The sequence below is a fragment of the Streptomyces sp. NPDC018019 genome, from assembly GCF_044327805.1.
Taxonomy (GTDB): domain Bacteria; phylum Actinomycetota; class Actinomycetes; order Streptomycetales; family Streptomycetaceae; genus Streptomyces.
This window is the reverse complement of the sequence record NZ_JBIRGD010000038.1, coordinates 36,303-53,174: the sequence shown is the minus strand read 5'-3', so window position 1 is coordinate 53,174 and position 16,872 is coordinate 36,303. Positions and strand designations below refer to the sequence as shown.

Annotated in this window: 14 protein-coding genes; all 14 read left to right on the top strand. The window is 71.4% G+C overall.

From position 1 onward, the window contains the following. The first annotated feature begins 52 nt into the window (after positions 1-52). The 14 genes from ACH4FX_RS38560 to ACH4FX_RS38495 all read left to right on the top strand — a co-directional run bounded on the left by ACH4FX_RS38560 (position 53) and on the right by ACH4FX_RS38495 (position 16,805). Positions 53-2,413 (top strand): penicillin-binding transpeptidase domain-containing protein, encoded by a 2,361-nt coding sequence (locus tag ACH4FX_RS38560; RefSeq protein ID WP_398486160.1) that lies wholly within the window; start codon positions 53-55, stop codon positions 2,411-2,413. Between the two features lie 18 nt (positions 2,414-2,431). Further along, a complete protein-coding gene (locus tag ACH4FX_RS38555; protein WP_398486159.1) occupies positions 2,432-4,135 on the top strand; it encodes a UDP-N-acetylmuramoyl-L-alanyl-D-glutamate--2,6-diaminopimelate ligase in 1,704 nt (567 codons plus the stop codon). A 62-nt stretch (positions 4,136-4,197) separates the two neighbouring features. Beyond that, the gene (gene murF, locus ACH4FX_RS38550) at positions 4,198-5,631 is read left to right on the top strand and encodes a UDP-N-acetylmuramoyl-tripeptide--D-alanyl-D-alanine ligase (protein ID WP_398486158.1); all 1,434 of its coding nucleotides are present in this window, start codon (positions 4,198-4,200) and stop codon (positions 5,629-5,631) included. Continuing rightward, the gene (gene mraY / locus ACH4FX_RS38545; RefSeq protein WP_398486157.1) at positions 5,628-6,692 is read left to right on the top strand and encodes a phospho-N-acetylmuramoyl-pentapeptide-transferase; all 1,065 of its coding nucleotides are present in this window, start codon (positions 5,628-5,630) and stop codon (positions 6,690-6,692) included. Before murF ends, mraY begins: the two co-directional genes overlap by 4 nt. Continuing rightward, positions 6,689-8,110 (top strand): UDP-N-acetylmuramoyl-L-alanine--D-glutamate ligase, encoded by a 1,422-nt coding sequence (gene murD / locus ACH4FX_RS38540; RefSeq protein ID WP_398486156.1) that lies wholly within the window; start codon positions 6,689-6,691, stop codon positions 8,108-8,110. The genes mraY and murD overlap by 4 nt, the downstream gene beginning before the upstream one ends. Before the next feature lie 61 nt (positions 8,111-8,171). After that, a complete protein-coding gene (gene ftsW / locus ACH4FX_RS38535) occupies positions 8,172-9,512 on the top strand; it encodes a putative lipid II flippase FtsW (RefSeq protein WP_398486155.1) in 1,341 nt (446 codons plus the stop codon). A gap of 6 nt (positions 9,513-9,518) precedes the next feature. Further along, a complete protein-coding gene (gene murG, locus ACH4FX_RS38530; RefSeq protein ID WP_398486154.1) occupies positions 9,519-10,604 on the top strand; it encodes an undecaprenyldiphospho-muramoylpentapeptide beta-N-acetylglucosaminyltransferase in 1,086 nt (361 codons plus the stop codon). Positions 10,605-10,667: 63 nt separating this feature from the next. Next, the gene (locus ACH4FX_RS38525; protein ID WP_398486153.1) at positions 10,668-11,528 is read left to right on the top strand and encodes a cell division protein FtsQ/DivIB; all 861 of its coding nucleotides are present in this window, start codon (positions 10,668-10,670) and stop codon (positions 11,526-11,528) included. 275 nt (positions 11,529-11,803) lie between these two features. Continuing rightward, a complete protein-coding gene (gene ftsZ, locus ACH4FX_RS38520) occupies positions 11,804-13,033 on the top strand; it encodes a cell division protein FtsZ (protein WP_398486152.1) in 1,230 nt (409 codons plus the stop codon). A gap of 13 nt (positions 13,034-13,046) precedes the next feature. After that, the gene (gene pgeF, locus ACH4FX_RS38515; RefSeq protein WP_398486151.1) at positions 13,047-13,802 is read left to right on the top strand and encodes a peptidoglycan editing factor PgeF; all 756 of its coding nucleotides are present in this window, start codon (positions 13,047-13,049) and stop codon (positions 13,800-13,802) included. Beyond that, positions 13,799-14,530: a YggS family pyridoxal phosphate-dependent enzyme gene (locus ACH4FX_RS38510; RefSeq protein ID WP_398486150.1), complete on the top strand. Its 732-nt coding sequence runs from the start codon at positions 13,799-13,801 to the stop codon at positions 14,528-14,530. Before pgeF ends, ACH4FX_RS38510 begins: the two co-directional genes overlap by 4 nt. Before the next feature lie 124 nt (positions 14,531-14,654). After that, a complete protein-coding gene (gene sepF / locus ACH4FX_RS38505; protein WP_398486149.1) occupies positions 14,655-15,275 on the top strand; it encodes a cell division protein SepF in 621 nt (206 codons plus the stop codon). A 71-nt stretch (positions 15,276-15,346) separates the two neighbouring features. Continuing rightward, on the top strand, positions 15,347-15,640 hold the full coding sequence (locus ACH4FX_RS38500; protein ID WP_030676138.1) for a YggT family protein: 294 nt from the start codon (positions 15,347-15,349) through the stop codon (positions 15,638-15,640). 49 nt (positions 15,641-15,689) lie between these two features. After that, positions 15,690-16,805 carry a DivIVA domain-containing protein gene (locus ACH4FX_RS38495; protein ID WP_398486148.1) on the top strand — a complete coding sequence of 372 codons (1,116 nt, stop codon included), beginning with the start codon at positions 15,690-15,692 and terminating at the stop codon, positions 16,803-16,805. Positions 16,806-16,872: the final 67 nt, after the last annotated feature.

Sequence of the window (16,872 nt, the reverse complement as noted above, 5' to 3'; positions counted from 1 at the left end):
GAGCCGCGACCGCCGCCGCGGTACGGACGACCGCACCGGAGGAGGACGCCGTATGACCGACCCCAAGGGCCCCCGCTCCGGCAGCGGCTCCGGCTCCGGTCCGAAGAGCCCCGGTCCGAAGACCCCCAGCCCGAAGAACCCCGGCGCGAACGGTTCCGGACCGAAGGCTTCCGGGCCGAAGAGCACGGGAGCCAAGCCCCCGGCCCCGAAGAGCCCCGGCCCGCGAACCTCAGGGACCAAGGGCTCCGGCACGAAGGGCTCCGGACCGACCGCTTCCGGAACCAGCAGCACCAAGAGCCCCGGACCCCCCAGCGGCCCCGGCCCCAAGGCGCCCGGCCCCAAGGCATCCGGCGCCAAGCCGTCCGCCGGGGACCCCCGCCGCGTCCCCCGCCCCACCCCGGCCGACGGCCGCGGCGGGCAGGGCCGGAGTGCCCGGAGCGGCCAGTCCGGCGGTGCCCGGTCCCAGCGCGGTACGGGCCAGAGCCGCCCGTCCGCCCAGAGCCGCACCCCCTCCCAGAGCCGCCCGGCCGCCAAACGCGCACCGTCCGCACGCGCGCCGCGGCCCCGCTCCGGCGCCTCCACCCTGCGCCTCGGCAGCCCCCGCCCCCGGCTGCGCCTGGTCTCCCTCGGGCTGACGCTGATCATGCTGATCTTCGTCGTCCGGCTGTTCCAGGTGCAGGCCGTGGACGCCGGCGCGTACGCCGCCAAGGCCAACGTCAACCGCTACGTCCCGGTCAAGCTGGCCGCCGAGCGCGGCGCGATCACCGACCGGGACGGCGTGGACCTGGCGGCCACGGTGGACGCGTACGACATCACCGCCGACCCCAGCCTGCTCGCGCCCGACAAGATCAAGATCCCGGACGCCCCGCAGCAGGCCGCCGGGCTGCTCGCGCCGATCCTCGGCGAGGACCAGGCCACACTGGCCAAGAAGCTCGCCACGCCCGGCTCCCGCTACGTACGGCTGGCCCGGCAGCGCGCCCCGCAGGTCTGGAAGCAGATCAAGGACCTGCGCAAGGCGCTGGACGCCAAGGCGGCCAAGCAGCCCAAGGGCAAGCGCAGCCCCAACGTGCTGGTCGGGATCTTCGCGGACAAGCACAGCAAGCGCGTCTACCCGAACAAGGACCTGGCCTCCGGGGTGCTCGGCTTCGTCAACAGCGAGGGCCGGGGCGGCGGCGGCCTGGAGGCCCGGCTGGACAAGCAGCTGGCGGGCAAGGACGGCAAGCTGGTCTACGCCCAGTCCGGCGGCCGGCGGGTGCCCACCGCGGACACCCAGGAGCACCCGGCCGTCCCGGGCACCGACATAGAGCTGACCTTGGACCGCGACATCCAGTGGATGGCCCAGCAGGCCATCACCGAGCAGGTCGCGGAATCGCAGGCCGACCGGGGCTACGTCGTCGTCCAGGACACCAGGAGCGGCGAGATCCTGGCCATGGCCAACGCCCCCGGCTTCGACCCCAACGACATCGCGAAGGCCGACCCGGACGCCCTCGGCAACGCCGCCCTCACCGACGCCTTCGAACCCGGCTCCACCAGCAAGCTCATGTCGATGGCCGCCGTCCTGGAGGAGGGCGTCGCGACGCCCGCCACCCGCGTCACCGTCCCCAACCGGCTGCACCGCGGCGACCGCAACTTCTCCGACGACATCGACCACCCGACCTGGCACCTGACGCTCAACGGGGTGCTGGCCAAGTCCAGCAACATCGGCACCATCCTGGCCACCGAACAGCTCGGCAAGACCCGCCGGGAAGCCAACCAGGTGCTCTACTCCTACCTGCGCAAGTTCGGGATCGGGAAGCCCACCGGGCTCGGCTTCCCCGGCGAGACCGCCGGCCTGCTGGCCCCGCCGCAGAAGTGGAGCACCTCGCAGCAGTACACGATCCCCTTCGGACAGGGCCTGTCGCTCAACGCCGTCCAGGCCGCGTCGGTCTACTCGACCATCGCCAACGGCGGCGAGCGGATCGCCCCCACGCTCGTACGGGGCAGCACCGGGCCGGACGGCCGGTACCGGCCCGCGCCGCCGCCGCAGAAGAGCCGGGTGGTCAGCGAGAAGACCGCCCGGACGCTGGCCACCATGCTCGAATCGGTGGTCGACGACAAGGAGGGCACCGGAGCCAAGGCGAAGATCGACGGGTACCGGGTCGGCGGCAAGACCGGCACGTCCAACCGGGTGGACCCCAAGACCGGCCGCTACCACGGCTACACCGCCTCCTTCGCCGGGTTCGCGCCCGCCGACCAGCCCCGCATCACCGTCTACTGCGCCGTCCAGAACCCGACGAAGGGCAGCTACTTCGGCGGCCAGGTGTGCGGCCCGATCTACCAGCAGGTCATGGAGTTCGCGCTCAAGACGCTCCAGGTCCCGCCGAGCGGCGCCCAGCCCCCGCGCCTGCCCGTCACCTTCAAGCCAGGCGAATGAAAACGAGGCAGCCCCGCCGTGACGACCATCACCCCCGACCCCGGGAACCGTTCCGGGACCCGGCCCTCACTTCGCCCCGAGGGCGCCGCGCCCGGTACGCTCACCGCCGTGTCACACGCTGATCAGTCCCACCACGCCCAGAAGGACGCCCCCGGTGAATTCCCGGGAGCGCCCCGCCCCGAGCGGGTCCGCCCCACCCCCCTCGCGGACCTCGCCGAGCAGTTGGGCACCTCGGTGCCGGCCGCGGGCGGCGTCGCCGTCACCGGCATCACCCACGACTCCCGGGCGGTGCGTCCCGGTGACGTCTACGCCGCGCTGCCCGGCGCCCGCTTCCACGGCGCCGACTTCGCGAACCAGGCCGCCGATCTCGGCGCCGCGGCGGTCCTGACCGACCCGGCGGGCCGCGAGCGCGCCGCCGCCACCGGCCTGCCCGTCCTGGTCGTGGACGAGCCGCGGGCCCGGATGGGCGCGCTCGCCGTCTCGATCTACGGCGACCCGGGCCAGGACCTCCTCCAGATCGGCATCACCGGCACCTCCGGCAAGACCACCACCGCGTACCTGATCGACGGCGGCCTGCGCGCCGCGGCCGAGCAGGCGGGCGGCGGCGTGACCGGCCTGATCGGCACGGTCGAGTCCCGGATCGGCGACGAGCGCCTGAAGTCCGAGCGCACCACCCCCGAGGCCACCGACCTCCAGGCGCTGTTCGCGGTCATGCGCGAGCGCGGCGTGCGCGCGGTGACCATGGAGGTCTCCAGCCACGCGCTGGTCCTCGGCCGCGTCGACGGCTGCGTCTTCGACGTCGCGATCTTCAACAACCTCAGCCCGGAGCACATGGAGTTCCACTCCGGGATGGAGGACTACTTCCAGGCCAAGGCGCAGCTCTTCACCAAGGCGCGCAGCAAGACCGGCGTGGTCAACATCGACGACGAGTACGGCCGGCGGCTGGCCGGCGGCGAGTCCGAGGTGCCGGTCATCACGTTCTCCGCCGAGGGCCACCCGGACGCCGACTGGCGCGCCGCCGACGTCGAGGTCGGCGCGCTCGGCTCCACCTTCACCGTGCTGGGCCCCGACGGCATCTCCGTACGGGCCGCCTCGCCCATCGCCGGGCCGTTCAACGTCGCCAACGCGCTGGCCGCCATCACGGCCCTGGTCGTGGCCGGGGTGGACCCGCAGACCGCCGCCGACGGCGTCGCCGCGGTGCCCGGCGTACCCGGCCGCCTGGAGAGCGTCGACGCGGGCCAGGACTACCTGGCGGTCGTCGACTACGCCCACAAGACCGACGCGGTCGAATCGGTCCTGCGCGCCCTGCGCAAGGTCACCGAGGGCCGTATCCACGCGGTGCTGGGCTGCGGCGGCGACCGCGACCCGCACAAGCGCAAGCCGATGGGCGCGGCCGTCGCCCGCCTCGCCGACACCGCCGTACTGACCTCCGACAACCCCCGCGGCGAGGATCCCCTCGCGATCCTCGCCACCATGCTCGCGGGCGCCGCCGAGGTGCCCGTCCACGAGCGCGGCACCGTAGTGGTCGAAGAGGAGCGGCGCGCCGCCATCGCGGCCGCCGTCGCCCGCGCCGAGCCCGGCGACACCGTGATCGTCGCGGGCAAGGGCCACGAGCAGGGCCAGGACATCGCCGGAGTGGTCCGCTCCTTCGACGACCGTCAGGTGCTGCGCGAGGCCATCGAGGCTTCGTTGAACTCGCAGCAGCCGAACCACCAGGGATGACACACCGCCATGCGCGCAAAACCCTTCGAACGGCACTTCCTGCCCACGGCCGGGGGTGAGAAGTGATCTCCCTGTCCCTCGCCGAGATCGCGGACATCGTCGGCGGGCAGCAGCACGACATACCGGACCCGGCCGCCCGGGTCACCGGCCCGGTCGTGTTCGACTCCCGTGAGGTCCGGCCCGGCAGCCTCTTCGCGGCCTTCGCCGGCGAACGGGTGGACGGCCACGACTACGCCGGGCGCGCCGTCGGGGCGGGCGCCGCGGCGGTGCTCGCCGCCCGCCCCGTCGGCGTCCCCGCGATCGTCGTGGACGACGTGGTCGCCGCCCTCGGGGCGCTGGCCCGCGCCGTCGTCGGCCGCCTGGGCGCCTGTGTCGTCGGGCTCACCGGCTCGGCCGGCAAGACCAGCACCAAGGACCTGATCGGCCAGCTCCTGGAACGCCGGGGGCCGACCGTGAGCCCGGTGGGCAACCTCAACAACGAGATCGGGGTGCCGGTGACCGCGCTGCGCGCGGACGACGGCACGAAGTTCCTCGTCCTGGAGATGGGCGCCCGCGGCATCGGCCACATCCGCTACCTCGCGGAGCTGGTCCCGCCGCGGATCGGCGTGGTCCTCAACGTCGGCTCGGCGCACATCGGCGAGTTCGGCGGCCGGGAGCAGATCGCGCAGGCCAAGGGCGAACTGGTCGAGTCGCTGCCCACCGCCGACGAGGGCGGCGTCGCCGTACTGAACGCGGACGATCCGTACGTACGGGCCATGGCCGCCCGCACGAAGGCCCGCACGGTCTTCTTCGGCGAGTCCGCGGACGCCGCCGTACGTGCCGAGAATGTCCGGCTCACGGCGCTCGGACAGCCCTCCTTCACGCTTCACACACCCTCCGGGTGCAGCGACGTGACCATGCGGCTGTACGGTGAGCACCACGTGTCGAACGCGCTTGCCGCGGCCGCCGTCGCCCATGAGTTGGGCATGCCCGTGGACGAGATCGCCGCCGCGCTCTCCGAAGCCGGCACGCTCTCCCGCTGGCGGATGGAGGTCACCGAGCGCGCGGACGGTGTGACGGTCGTCAACGACGCCTACAACGCGAACCCGGAATCGATGCGGGCGGCGCTCCGCGCGCTCGTGGCGATGGGCGAAGCCTCCAAGGCAACGGGAGGCCGTACGTGGGCGGTGCTCGGTGAGATGGCCGAGCTCGGCGGGGAGTCACTCGCCGAACACGACGCGGTCGGGCGCCTGGTCGTCCGGCTCAACGTCAGCAAGCTCGTGGCGGTCGGCGGCAGGGAAGCGGCCTGGCTCGACATGGGCGCCAAGAACGAGGGTTCGTGGGGTGAGGAGTCGGTGCACGTGTCCGACGCGCAGGCGGCGGTCGACCTGTTGCGCAGCGAGCTGCGGCCGGGTGACGTCGTGCTGGTGAAGGCGTCCAGGTCGGTCGGCCTGGAGCGGGTCGCCGCGGCGTTGCTGGGCGACGCCGGTGTCGAGGGCGGGGCCGCCACCCGATGAAGCAGATCCTCTTCTCCGGAATGATCGGACTCTTCCTGACGCTGATCGGCACCCCGCTGCTGATCAAGCTGCTGGCCAGGAAGGGCTACGGGCAGTTCATCCGTGACGACGGCCCGCGCGACCACCACAGCAAGCGCGGTACGCCCACCATGGGCGGCATCGCCTTCATCCTGGCCACGCTCATCGCCTACGCGCTGACCAAGGTCATCACCAGCAGCGACCCGAGCTTCTCCGGTGTGCTGGTGCTGTTCCTGATGGCCGGCATGGGCCTGGTGGGCTTCCTCGACGACTACATCAAGATCGTCAAGCAGCGTTCGCTGGGCCTGCGGGCCAAGGCCAAGATGGCCGGCCAGCTGATCGTCGGCATCGCCTTCGCGGTGCTCTCGCTCCAGTTCGCCGACATGCGCGGCCAGACCCCGGCCTCCGACCGGCTGTCCTTCACCCAGGACTTCGGCTGGCAGATCGGCCCGGTGCTCTTCGTCATCTGGGCGCTGTTCATGATCCTGGCGATGTCCAACGGCGTGAACCTCACCGACGGCCTGGACGGCCTGGCCACCGGTGCCTCGGTGATGGTCTTCGGCGCGTACACCTTCATCGGCATCTGGCAGTACCAGGAGTCGTGCGCCAACGCGATCAGCGCCGGACCCGCCTGTTACGAGGTACGGGACCCGCTCGATCTCGCGGTCGTCGCCTCCGCCCTGATGGGCGCCTGCTTCGGCTTCCTGTGGTGGAACACCTCGCCCGCCAAGATCTTCATGGGCGACACCGGCTCGCTGGCCCTGGGCGGCGCGCTGGCCGGTCTGGCCATCTGCTCCCGTACGGAGCTGCTGATGGCGGTGCTCGGCGGCCTCTTCGTCCTGATCACCATGTCGGTGGTCATCCAGGTCGGCTCCTTCCGGCTCACCGGCAAGCGGGTCTTCCGGATGGCACCGCTCCAGCACCACTTCGAACTGAAGGGGTGGTCCGAAGTCCTTGTCGTGGTCCGGTTCTGGATCATCCAGGGCATGTGCGTGATCGTCGGCCTGGGCATCTTCTACGGCGGCTGGCAGGCCGCCAAGTGACCGCGCTCGACCTCGCCGGACAGCACGTGACCGTGGCCGGCCTCGGCGTGAGCGGCGTCCCCGCCGCCCGCGCCCTGGCCGGCCTCGGCGCCGTCGTCACCGTCGTCAACGGCAGCGACGGAGAGCGGGAGCGCGCGCAGGCGGCGCCCCTGGAGGAGCTGGGCATCACCGTCCGCCTCGGCGACGGGGACACCCTTCCCGAGGGCACCGACCTCGTCGTCACCACCCCCGGCTGGAAGCCCACCAGCCCGCTCTTCCAGGCCGCCGCGGCGGCCGGCGTCCCCGTGTGGGGCGACGTGGAGCTGGCCTGGCGGATGCGCGGCCCGGACGCGCCGCCCTGGCTCGCGGTCACCGGCACCAACGGCAAGACCACGACCGTACGGATGCTGGCCGCCATCCTGGAGGCCGAGGGGCTGCGCACCGCGGCCGTCGGCAACATCGGCGTACCCCTGGTGGACGTGGTGCTGGAGCCGTCCGGTACCTATGACGTCCTCGCCGTCGAGCTCTCCAGCTACCAGCTGCACTGGGCGCCCTCCGTACGCGCCCACTCCGCCGCGGTCCTCAATCTGGCCCCGGACCACCTCGACTGGCACGGCTCCATGGAGGCGTACGCCGCCGACAAGGGCCGCATCTACGAGGGCAACACCGTGGCCTGCGTCTACAACGTCGCCGACAAGACGACCGAGGATCTGGTGCGCGAGGCCGACGTCGAGGAGGGCTGCCGCGCCATCGGCTTCACCCTCGGCACCCCGGGGCCCTCCCAGCTGGGCGTCGTCGAGGGCATCCTGGTCGACCGCGCCTTCGTCGAGAACCGGCACCAGCAGGCACAGGAACTCGCCGAAGTCGCGGATGTGACGCCCGCCGCCCCGCACAACATCGCCAACGCGCTCGCCGCGGCGGCCCTGGCCCGCGCCTTCGGCGTGCGCCCCCAGTCCGTACGGGACGGCCTGCGCGCCTTCCACCCGGACGCGCACCGCATCGAGCACGTCGCGGACGTCGCCGGGGTCGCGTACGTGGACGACTCCAAGGCCACCAACACCCACGCCACCGAGGCGTCGTTGGCGGCGTACGAGCACATCGTCTGGATCGCCGGCGGCCTGGCCAAGGGCGCCACCTTCGACGAGCTCGTCCAGAAGTCCGCCGGCCGGCTGCGTGGCGCGGTCCTCATCGGCGCCGACCGGGCGCTCATTCGGGAGGCCCTGGCGCGACACGCCCCGGATGTCCCGGTGGTCGACCTCGACCGGACCGACACTGGGGCGATGTCCGAAGCCGTCCGGGAAGCGGCGCGCCTGGCCCGGCCGGGCGATACCGTCCTGCTGGCCCCGGCCTGCGCCTCGATGGACATGTACCTGAACTACAACAAGCGGGGCGAAGCCTTCGCCGACGCGGTCCGCACGCTGGCCGCTCAGGAACAGTAGTCCGTACGTCCCCGCCGCCGTCGAGGACGCACGGCGCAGCGCACCTGTGGAGGGGACGACGATGACGGCCCGATCGGCGAAGGCGGCGCCGCCGCGCCCGGCCCGGCGCACCGGGTTCGGTGCGCGCCCGGCGCGCGGCGGCAGCCCTCGCAACCCGCGGGGGACGTACACCCGGCTCAGACGGGCCTGGGACCGGCCGCTGACCGCCTATTACCTGGTGGTCGGCGGCAGTCTGCTGATCACCGTGCTCGGCCTGGTGATGGTCTACTCGGCCTCCCAGATCAAGGCGCTCCAGCTCGGCCTGGCACCGACGTACTTCTTCCGCAAGCAGCTGCTCGCGGCGGTGCTCGGCGGCATCCTGATGCTGGTGGCGGCCCGCACCACGGTCCGGGTGCACCGGACGCTGGCCTATCCGCTGCTGGCCGTCTCGGTCTTCCTGATGACCCTGGTGCAGATCCCCGGGATAGGGGTCGCGGTCAACGGCAACCAGAACTGGATCAATCTGGGCGGCCCCTTCCAGATGCAGCCCAGCGAGTTCGGCAAGCTGGCGCTGGTCCTGTGGGGGGCCGACCTGCTGGCCCGCAAGCAGGACAAGAAGCTGCTGGTGCAGTGGAAGCACCTGCTGGTGCCGCTGATCCCGGTGGCCTTCCTGCTGCTCGGCCTGATCATGCTCGGCGGCGACATGGGCACCGCGATCATCCTGACCGCGATCCTCTTCGGGCTGCTGTGGCTGGCCGGCGCCCCCACCCGGCTCTTCGTGGGCGTGCTCGGCGCCGCCACCGTCATAGGAGCGCTGCTGATCAAGACCAGCGCCAACCGGATGGCCCGGCTCGCCTGCATCGGCGCGACCGACCCGGGGCCGCAGGACCAGTGCTGGCAGGCCGTGCACGGCATCTACGCCCTGGCCTCCGGCGGCTTCTTCGGTTCGGGGCTCGGCGCCAGTATGGAAAAATGGGGTGAACTCCCTGAACCGCACACCGACTTCATCTTCGCCATCACCGGGGAGGAACTGGGGCTGGCGGGGACGCTGTCGGTGCTCGCCCTCTTCGCGGCTCTAGGCTATGCGGGTATCCGCGTGGCCGGACGCACGGAGGACCCCTTCGTGAGGTACGCAGCGGGAGGCGTGACCACCTGGATCACGGCCCAGGCCGTGATCAACATCGGTGCGGTGCTCGGTCTGTTGCCGATCGCCGGGGTCCCGCTGCCGCTGTTCTCCTTCGGGGGCTCCGCCCTGCTGCCGACGATGTTCGCCATCGGTCTGCTGATCGCCTTCGCGCGTGACGAGCCCGCTGCACGGGCGGCACTGGCCATGCGGCAGCCTGTTTTCGGCAGGAAACTGGCTGGGGTGAGACGGAAGACGATGAGACGGCGCGTCAAGAAGCGACCGTCCGGAGAGCGGTGAATTTCGGTGCATGTCGTACTCGCCGGTGGGGGGACCGCCGGCCACATCGAGCCCGCGCTCGCCCTCGCGGACGCCCTGCGCAGGCAGGACCCGACCGTGGGGATCACGGCACTCGGCACGGAGAAGGGGCTGGAGACCCGGCTGGTGCCGGAGCGGGGCTATGAGCTGGGTCTGATTCCGGCCGTACCACTGCCGCGCAAGCCCACGCCCGAACTGATCACCGTCCCCGGGCGGCTGCGCGGCACGATCAAGGCCGCCGAGCAGATCCTGGAGCGCACGAAGGCGGACTGCGTCGTCGGCTTCGGCGGCTATGTCGCCTTGCCGGGCTACCTGGCCGCCAAGCGGCGCGGGGTGCCGATCATCGTGCACGAGGCCAACGCCCGCCCCGGGCTGGCCAACAAGATCGGCTCGCGCTACGCCAAGTACGTCGCGGTCAGCACGCCGGACAGCAAGCTCCGGGACGCCCGGTACGTGGGCATCCCGCTGCGCCGCTCCATCGCGACCTTGGACCGGGCGGCGGTCCGCCCCGAGGCGCGCGCCGCCTTCGGCCTGGACCCCAACCTGCCGACCCTGCTGGTCTCCGGCGGCTCGCAGGGGGCCCGGCGGCTCAACGAGGTCATCCAGGCCGCCGTTCCGGCCCTCCAGCGCTCCGGCATCCAGGTGCTGCACGCGGTCGGCCCGAAGAACGAAATGCCGCATGTGGACAACATGCCCGGGATGCCCCCGTACGTACCGGTACCGTACGTGGACCGGATGGACCTCGCGTACGCCGCGGCGGACATGATGCTCTGCCGCGCGGGCGCGATGACCGTCGCCGAGCTGTCCGCCGTCGGGCTGCCGGCCGCCTACGTCCCGCTGCCCATCGGCAACGGCGAACAGCGGCTGAACGCCCAGCCGGTGGTCAACGCCGGCGGCGGCCTGCTGGTCGACGACGCGCAGCTGACGCCGGAGTGGGTGCAGGGTCAGGTGCTTCCGGTGCTCGCCGACCCGCACCGGCTGTACGAGATGTCCCGCGCGGCATCCGAGTTCGGCCGCCGGGACGCGGACGAGCTGCTGGTCGGCATGGTGTACGAGGCGGTCGCGGGCCGCTGACGGAGTGTGCGGCGCGTCCGCCCCGGGGCGCACCCCGGGGCGGCGGCCGGAAGGAGAGGGAGCGTGGCCGGACCGACGACCGCCCGGCGCGGCGAGAAGAAGCCCGCGCGCTCCCGCCCGTCCGCGTCCGGCAGGTCCGGCAGCGGGGGCGGAACCAAGAAGCCGAAGAAGGCGTCCGGCCCGGGGGGCGGGCGGCCCGGTCTGCGCGACCGGTTCCGGGTGCCGTCCCGCCGTACCCTGATCATCACACTGGTCGGCGCCGTGCTGCTGGCCGGTTTCGGCGTCTGGGCCCTGTACGGCTCCACCTGGCTGCGTACGGAACAGGTCAAGGCCACCGGTACCAAGGTCCTGACGGCCGATGAGGTCGTACGGGCCGCCGCGGTCCCGATGAACACGCCCCTCGCCTCCGTGGACAAGAAGGCCATCGCCCGACGGCTGCGCGCCGAACTCCCGCGTATCAAGTCCGTTCAGGTGCGGCGCTCCTGGCCGCACACGGTCAGCCTGAAAGTGACCGAAAGGCAGCCGGAACTCCTTATTCAAACGGGCGGAAAGTTCGTCGAAGTGGACGCCGAAGGGATGCGTTTCGCCACGGTCACCGCTGCCCCGAAGGGTGTCCCGCTTCTGGAAATGGCCGTACGGGACAGTCCGAGCCTGCGGCGGTTCGGCGCCGACCGGCTGCGGCGCGCGGCCGGTACCGTCGCCGCCGCCCTGCCCAAGGCGGTTCACCAGGACGTTCGCGCCGTCGAGGTGCGCTCCTACGACGCCATCACGCTGAAGCTGACGGGCGGCCGTACCGTCGTCTGGGGGAGTGCGGAACGCAGTACGGCCAAGGCCAAGGTGCTCACCGCCGTACTGAAAGCGGCGCGTGACGCGCGCCACTTCGACGTGAGTGTTCCCACCGCGCCCGCGGTGTCGGGGAGTTGACGTGCGTACCCGCAGGCCAGCACCCTGGATGGCTACCACTATGGGTGATCACATAGGGTGAAAAGAAAAACGGGAGGTTCGGCGTGTTCGTTGAACGTGCGCCACTTGTCGACTTAGTGTCTCGTTCCAAAGAGTCCCAGGAACACAGGCACTGGTAACCCTAAACTTCAGCGTTAGGGTTCGGGTCGGCACTACGAACCGTCCCATCGGCATCAGTCGGCGACCGCACCCCGGGTGCGGCGGCGACACGTAAATCGAGGCGAGAGGCCTTCGACGTGGCAGCACCGCAGAACTACCTCGCAGTCATCAAGGTCGTCGGCATCGGCGGCGGTGGCGTGAACGCCATCAACCGGATGATCGAGGTCGGGCTCAAGGGCGTCGAGTTCATCGCGATCAACACCGATGCACAGGCCCTGCTGATGAGCGACGCCGACGTCAAGCTCGACGTCGGCCGGGAACTCACCCGCGGTCTGGGCGCCGGCGCCAACCCCGATGTCGGCCGCAAGGCGGCCGAGGACCACCGCGAGGAGATCGAGGAGGTCCTCAAGGGGGCCGACATGGTCTTCGTGACCGCGGGTGAGGGCGGCGGCACCGGCACCGGTGGCGCGCCCGTCGTCGCCAACATCGCCCGCTCGCTCGGCGCCCTGACGATCGGTGTGGTCACCCGCCCGTTCACCTTCGAGGGCCGCCGCCGCGCGAACCAGGCCGAGGACGGCATCGCCGGCCTGCGCGACGAGGTCGACACCCTCATCGTGATCCCCAACGACCGACTGCTGTCCATCTCGGACCGCCAGGTGAGCGTGCTCGACGCGTTCAAGTCCGCGGACCAGGTACTGCTGTCGGGTGTCCAGGGCATCACCGACCTGATCACCACCCCGGGCCTGATCAACCTCGACTTCGCCGACGTCAAGTCCGTGATGTCCGAGGCCGGCTCGGCCCTGATGGGCATCGGCTCGGCGCGCGGCGACGACCGCGCGGTGGCCGCGGCGGAGATGGCGATCTCCTCGCCGCTCCTGGAAGCATCCATCGACGGCGCGCGCGGCGTGCTGCTGTCCATCTCCGGCGGCTCGGACCTCGGTCTCTTCGAGATCAACGAGGCCGCGCAACTGGTCAGCGAGGCGGCCCACCCCGAGGCGAACATCATCTTCGGCGCGGTCATCGACGACGCGCTCGGCGACGAGGTCCGGGTGACCGTCATCGCCGCGGGCTTCGACGGCGGTCAGCCGCCGGCCCGTCAGCAGACCGTGCTCGGCAGCCAGAACAACGGCAAGCGCGAGGAGCCGGCCCCGGCCCCCAGCCGCCCGGCCCCCGCGGCCGAACCGCGGCCGTCCTCCTTCGGCGGCCTGGGCTCGGTGCCCGTACGGGACGAGGAGCCGGCCCCGGCCGACCCGTCCCCGCTGGGTGAGGTGCCGCCGCCCCCGACCAGCTCGCCGCAGGTTCCGCCGGCCCGTCCGTACTCGGACACCACGGCCGAGGAACTGGACGTCCCCGACTTCCTGAAATAACCGAAGTCCCGACGTGATAGGGCAGCAGCACCCGGTGCTGACGAACGACACGAGCGGCGCGCACTTCGCCTTCACCGACCGGTGGGGCGGGGTGAGCGCCGCTCCGTATGCGGAGCTCAACCTCGGCGGCGCGGTCGGCGACGACCCCGGGGCCGTCCGGACCAACCGCGAACTGGCGGCCAAGGCGCTGGGCCTGGACCCGGCCGGCGTCGTGTGGATGAACCAGGTGCACGGCCGGGACGTGGCCGTGGTCGACGGTCCCTGGCGCGACGGCGCGGAGATCCCCTGTGTGGACGCGGTGGTGACGGCCCGCCGGGGCCTGGCCCTCGCCGTCCTGACCGCCGACTGCACCCCGGTGCTCCTGGCCGACCCGGTCGCCGGGGTCGCGGGCGCCGCCCACGCGGGGCGGCCGGGCCTGGTCGCCGGTGTGGTCCCGGCGACCGTCGAGGCGATGGCCGCGCTCGGCGCCGACCCGGAGCGCATCATCGCCCGTACCGGGCCCGCGGTCTGCGGCCGCTGCTACGAGGTGCCGGAGGCGATGCGCGCCGAGGTCGCCGAGGTGGTGCCCGAGGCCTGGGCCACCACCTCCTGGGGCACCCCCGCGGTGGACATGGCCGCCGGGGTCCGTGCCCAACTCGCCGCGCACGGCGTGCGGGTGCGTGAACATTCCCACACCTGCACGCTGGAGTCGGCGGACCACTTCTCGTACCGGCGCGACCGCATCACCGGGCGGCTCGCGAGCTATGTATGGCTGGATGCTGAGCTGTGACGGATCGTAGGACCGAACTGGCCGACAACCTGGCGCGCGTGGAGGAACGAATCTCCACCGCATGCGCCAAAGCCGGTCGCAAGCGCGAAGAAGTGACCCTCATCGTGGTCACGAAGACCTATCCGGCGAGCGATGTCCGGCTGCTCGCGGAACTCGGCGTCCGCCATGTGGCGGAGAACCGCGACCAGGACGCCGCCCCGAAAGCCGCCGAGTGCTCGGATCTGCCCCTTGACTGGCACTTCGTCGGACAGTTGCAGACCAACAAAGTACGGTCTGTGGTCAATTACGCCGATGTCGTACAGTCGGTCGACCGCCCGAAGCTGGTGACCGCGCTCTCGAAGGAAGCGGTACGGGCCGGCCGGGAGCTGGGCTGCCTGATCCAGGTGGCACTTGACGCCGAGTCGGGTGACAGCCAGGGGGAGCTCGGCCGGCGCGGCGGGGCGGCCCCGGCCGGGGTCGCGGCGCTCGCCGACGCGATCGCGAACGCCGAAGGGCTGCGCCTGGACGGTCTGATGACGGTCGCTCCGCTGGCCGGCCCGTACGCCGGGCGCCAACGCGCGGCGTTCGAGCGTTTGATGGAAATCTCATCCGGCCTGCGCGTGAACCATCCTGCTGCGAACATGGTGTCAGCAGGGATGAGCGCGGACCTCGATGACGCCGTGGCCGCCGGGGCGACACATGTGCGCGTCGGCACCGCGGTACTCGGAGTCCGACCACGGCTCGGGTAACGTCGCCAAGCAAGTCGGACCACAGCACAAAATATGGTCATTGCCCCCAAAAGGAGGGCAGACCGCGTGGATCCAAGGCGCCCGGTGACGGAGCCGATCCACCACAGAGCGGAGGACGCAGAGAATGGCCGGCGCGATGCGCAAGATGGCGGTCTACCTCGGCCTCGTGGAGGACGATGGGTACGACGGCCGGGGATTCGACCCCGACGACGAGTTCGAGCCCGAGCTTGACCCGGAGCCCGACCGGGGGCGGCGACAGCAGACCCAAGTACCCACCGAGCCGCACCCGGAACGGGACGAACCGGTACGGGTCGCCCAGCCTCCCGCGCAGCGTGAGTCCGCACCGCCGGCCGCAGAAAACGGACGTCCCGCGCGAATCGCCCCCGTGGCGTCCATCACACCCGACCGCCCGAATCTGGAGAAGAACGCACCGGTGATCATGCCCAAGGTTGTGTCCGAGCGGGAGCCCTACCGCATCACCACGCTGCACCCCCGGACCTACAACGAAGCCCGTACCATCGGGGAACACTTCCGTGAGGGCACTCCGGTGATCATGAATCTCACGGAGATGGACGACACGGATGCAAAGCGACTTGTCGACTTTGCCGCCGGTCTGGTCTTCGGCCTGCACGGCAGCATCGAGCGGGTGACGCAGAAGGTGTTCCTGTTGTCTCCTGCTAACGTCGATGTCACGGCGGAGGACAAGGCCCGCATCGCAGAGGGCGGGTTCTTCAACCAGAGCTGAGACGCAACACCGGGCACACCAGGCCGAAAGGCCCCAACACGACAGCATGGCAAGGGGAGAGGGCAGCGCTGATGAGCATTGCTGGGCAGGTGATCTACATCGCGTTGTACTGCTTCCTCATCGTGTTGATCTTCCGGCTGGTGATGGACTACGTCTTCCAGTTCGCCCGTTCATGGCAACCCGGCAAGCCGATGGTGGTCGTTCTGGAGGCCACCTACACTGTCACTGATCCGCCACTCAAGCTCTTGCGGCGGGTCATTCCGCCGCTGCGTCTCGGGGGCGTGGCGCTCGACCTGTCCTTCTTCGTATTGATGATCATCGTGTACATCCTGATCACCGTCGTGAGGTCGGTGTTGTTGGTGTGAACGATACGGTCTTGCCGATTGCCGACGACTACGTTGAGGTGAAGTAGAGATGCCGTTGACCCCCGAGGACGTGCGGAACAAGCAGTTCACGACCGTCCGCCTCCGAGAAGGCTATGACGAGGACGAGGTCGATGCCTTCCTCGATGAGGTCGAAGCCGAACTGACCCGGCTGCTGCGCGAGAACGAGGACCTGCGCGCCAAGCTGGCCGCCGCGACGCGTGCCGCCGCGCAGAACCAGCAGCAGAACATGCGCAAGCAGCAGGACGCGCAGCAGGACCAGCAGCAGCATCAGCAGGGCCGGCCGGGCGCCCCGGTGCCCGCCGCCATATCCGGACCACAGCCGGTGCCGCCGCAGCAACAGCAGCAACAGCAGCAGTTGGGCGGCCCACCGCAGCTGACCGGAGGAGCCCCGCAGCTGCCGGCCGGACCCGGTGGTCACGGTCCCCAGGGCCCGCACGGCCCCGGTCCGATGGGGCCGGGTGGCCCGCTGGGCGGCCCGATGGGCGGTCCCGGTGGCCACGGCGGCCCGCAGCTGCCGCAGCCGGGCCAGGGCCCGGGCGGTGACAGCGCGGCCCGTGTGCTCTCGCTCGCGCAGCAGACCGCCGACCAGGCGATCGCGGAGGCCCGTTCCGAGGCCAACAAGATCGTGGGCGAGGCGCGCTCGCGTGCGGAGGGTCTGGAGCGGGACGCCCGCGCCAAGGCGGACGCGCTGGAGCGGGACGCGCAGGAGAAGCACCGCGTCGCGATGGGGTCGCTGGAGTCGGCCCGCGCCACGCTGGAGCGCAAGGTCGAGGACCTGCGCGGCTTCGAGCGCGAGTACCGTACGCGGCTGAAGTCCTACCTGGAGAGCCAGCTGCGCCAGCTGGAGAACCAGGCCGACGACTCGCTGGCGCCGCCGCGGACGCCGGCGACCGCCTCGCTGCCGCCGTCGCCGTCGATGGCTTCGGCGGGGGCCGGGTCCATGGGGGGCAACCACTCCATGGGCGGGCAGTCGATGGGCGGTCACGGTGGCGGCTCGGGCAGCGCGCCGTCGTACGGCGGGCAGCAGCAGATGTCGCCGGCGATGACGCAGCCGATGGCTCCGGTGCGGCCGCAGGGGCAACAGCCGATGCAGCAGGCGCCTTCGCCGATGCGTGGGTTCCTCATCGACGAGGACGACAACTGAGCGGAGTCGCGCTTCGCGCGTAGTCGTCGCGTGTAGCGCGTGGTCGGCAATCAGGGCTGGGCCCCGG